Below are 3,405 nucleotides of genomic sequence, written 5' to 3'. Positions count from 1 at the left end.
TTAAAATATGCCTCTACGACCTTTTTGGCTAGCTCTTGCTTAGCGTTTTCATAGACGAGTTCGTTGCCTCTTACTCTGATTTCCTCCTGGTTTCTTTGATACCAGATAGCGGGTCTAAAAACGCTTTGGCTAAGGCTAACGCCTACTTTTTTATAGCTTTCGTTTATTTTTGATACTCTTCGCCTGTCCATTCTGTCGTATTTTTCGCCGACATATGCGGCTTCGGCGTTAATGGTCGGCAAAAACATGGCCGTAGCTTGTGATAGCCTCTCTTGAGAGGCTATACTATTATACATGGTCATTTTGAGCTCGTTGTTATTTTCAAGCGCCATTTCGTATGCCTGAGAAAGGCTAACGCTTTGAGCAAAAGCTAAATTTGAAGCCAACAAGGCCGAAAGTAAAATTTTAGTCTTCATTAAATGCCCTTTTAAACATATCTATAAACGGCTTTAAGACATACTCAAGCATCGTCCTATCGCCGGTTTTGATCATTACTTCGACCGGCATTCCCGGAACTATAAAAAAGTCATTTCTTTTAAACTCTTTCATGCCCTCTTCGGTAAGCTCGGCTTTAATATCGTAAAACGAGTGACCTGCATTATCCTGAATACTATCAGCCGATACGTACGTTACTTTACCTTCCATGACGAAGCTCGGCCTGTGCTGAAATGCGCTAAATCTAATATCGGCAAGCTGTCCCACATGCACCGTATCAATATCTACTACGTTTAGTCTAGCCTCTACGACATAGTCGGTCTCATTCGGCACTATACTCATTATTCTCTCGCCGGGCCTTATTACGCCTCCGATAGTATGGAAGGCTAGCTCTACGACGCTACCCTCAACCGGAGATTTTACGATAGTACGCTCGGATTGATCTTTTAAAGCATTATAACGCTGTTGCAGATCCACAAGACGAGTTTTGGCGTCCTCAAGCTTTTTTAATACATCCTCTTTAAAGGTTCTGTCTCTTAATATAATCTGAGCTTGCGTCTCGGTAACTTGGACGTTTAGTCTTGCTATCTCGGCCTTACCCGCAGCTATTTCGCCCTCGACCGCCGTTTTTTCTCTATTTAGGTCGCGTAGCCTGACTTTGTCTGCCAACTGTTCCTTAAATAGCCTCTCCCACTCTTTAATCTCTTCGTTCAAAGATTTTATACGGTCTTGTTTGGCGCTTACTATCGCATTTGCGCCTTTGATTTGATTTTCAAGCTGTTTTATGCGTTGCTTTAGGATGGATTTTTCTTCATCCAAAAGCTTTTTTTGCGCATTAAATATACTCAACTGCCCGTCTATAGCTTCTTTATAGCCTTCGATTTGCTTTATTTCGTCGCTAAATTTGACTTCCGTCGCATCGTCTTTTTGGGCTTCCAATCTAGAAACTATGACGCTGGTTCTTAAAAATTCTGCTCTAACTACGCTCATCTCGCTTTGCAAAGCGACGTTTTTTATCTCGACGAGCGGATCGCCCTCTTTGACCATATCTCCGTCTTTAACAAAAATTTTATCTACGACGCCACCCTCAAGGTGTTGGATGATTTTTTTGTTACTAACTACGCCTATTTTACCAGTAGCAACGGCGGCGCTATTAAGGGGCGCCATACCGAGCCAAATTCCAAAAACTCCGACTAGCAAAAATATAACGAACAACCCAAAATTTACGGTGCCTTTTTCACTTTTAAGTATCATCTTAGCCCTCCGCATCTTCTAGGCTTATACTATGCCTTTTTTGTTGTTCTGCAACCTGCGGTTGTTGCGCATTTGCCTTGCCGAGCTCAGCCAATACCGCATCTCTGGCGCCAAAGTACATCAATCTTCCCGCATTTAAAACGGCGATTTTATCAACCAAATTTAAGATATTTAGTTTGTGCGTTATTAGTACTATAGTCGCCTTGCCCTTCATGGACGCAAGCGCGGCAAATAGCGCTCTTTCGCCCTCTTCGTCTAGGCTAGCGTTAGGTTCGTCCAGTACGATTATTTTGGGCTCCTTATAAAGCGCTCTGGCAAGAGCGACTCTTTGACGTTGACCGCCGCTTAGGCTGGCTCCGCCTATGCCTATTTTAGTTTCATAACCGTCCGGCAAATTTAATATCATATCATGAACGTTAGCTAGCTTTGCGGCCCGTACGATCGCTTCGCTATCCAGTTCGCCAAATCTCGCGATATTTTCCGCGATATTTCCTTCAAAAAGCTCGACGTCTTGCGGCAAATACCCTACAAACTGACCCAAATGGTCGCTGTTGTACTGAGTGATATCGGCTCCGTCCACGCGCACTACGCCGTGAAATACCGGCCATACTCCCAGCATCGCTCTAGCTAGTGAGCTTTTACCTGCGGCGCTCGGACCGATAATCGCGCACATATCTCCGCTTTTAAGCTCGAAATTTATGCCCATCAAAGTAGGCGCTTTGCCATGAGGCGGTACTAGGCTTATGGTTTCTAGGAAAATATCGCCTTTTGGATCTGGAAGCTTAAGCTTTTCGTTGTCGGCAGGGAAATCCTCCAAAAACTGTGAAAGTCTAGCATAGCTCTCTTTGGTGTTTTTATAGCTTTTCCAGCTTGAGATCAATATATCAAGCGGAGCTAGCGCGCGACCCATGATAATAGAGCCCGCGATCATCATGCCCGGATTTACCTCCTGCAAGACGACCAGATACGCGCCAAGGCCCAGCATAAGCGACTGGGAAACGACGCGAAATACCTTACTGATATTTGCATACATTCCGGCTTTTACGCTAGACTCGGAGTGGGCTTCTAAAAATTCGTTGTGCTTTTTATGCCAAATTTTCTTTAAATTTCCGTTCATGCCCATAGCTTGGATGACTTCGGAATTTCTCAAATTTAGATCGACAAAGCGAGTCTCGGCGCCAAAAGCGTCATTTGACCTTTTTAGTCCGTCTTTAGTCGCACCTTCGTTTAAAAGAGCCAAAATAAACAAAACGATCGCAGCCGCGATACTAAAATATCCAAAATACGGGTGGAAGAAAAACAGTATCAATATATAAAAAGGTAGCCACGGCGCGTCAAGAAATGCAAATACGCCGTTAGTACTGAGATATTGTTTTATGGTATTTAGATCTCTCATCGGCTGAGAAGATACCCTGCCAGGCTGCCTAGCCGAGAGGTTAAAGATCGCGTCATACACTCTCTCGGACAGCCTTAAATCTATCTGGTTTGAAAAAACTACCAAAATTCTCGAACGTAAAATTTCGAAAAACATCATACATAGATATAAAAATATAACTATCAGCGTAAGGAAAAATAACGTATCAAGGCTCCTTGACGTTACGACCCTACCGTAAAGTTGTAACATATATAGAGGAGAAGTTAGCATCAAAACGTTTATGAACATGCTGAAAATTCCAGCATATATCATAGCGTGTTTGGATTTTTTAATACTCTCCT

3 protein-coding genes are annotated in these 3,405 nt (G+C 43.3%); all 3 read right to left on the bottom strand.

Annotated features, from left to right (window positions below; all coding sequences use genetic code 11):
* Positions 1-416, bottom strand: a 416-nt coding sequence (locus Q0338_RS10900; protein ID WP_298086732.1) for a TolC family protein, incomplete at its 3' end; no start/stop codon positions are given.
* Positions 406-1,689 carry an HlyD family type I secretion periplasmic adaptor subunit gene (locus Q0338_RS10895; protein WP_298057380.1) on the bottom strand — a complete coding sequence of 428 codons (1,284 nt, stop codon included), beginning with the start codon at positions 1,687-1,689 and terminating at the stop codon, positions 406-408. The genes Q0338_RS10900 and Q0338_RS10895, both read right to left, overlap by 11 nt.
* Before the next feature lies 1 nt (position 1,690).
* Positions 1,691-3,405, bottom strand: a 1,715-nt coding sequence (locus tag Q0338_RS10890) for a type I secretion system permease/ATPase (protein WP_298086731.1), incomplete at its 5' end; no start/stop codon positions are given.

It is taken from the genome of uncultured Campylobacter sp. (genome assembly GCF_938018145.1).
In the GTDB taxonomy this organism is placed as follows: domain Bacteria; phylum Campylobacterota; class Campylobacteria; order Campylobacterales; family Campylobacteraceae; genus Campylobacter_A.
Note: the sequence above shows the minus strand (reverse complement) of the source record. Positions and strands in the feature narration are given on the sequence as shown.

Coding starts and splice junctions, on each gene's coding strand:
- Q0338_RS10895 (WP_298057380.1), bottom strand. CDS start 1,689: ATGATACTTAAAAGTGAAAAAGGCACCGTAAATTTTGGGTTGTTCGTT.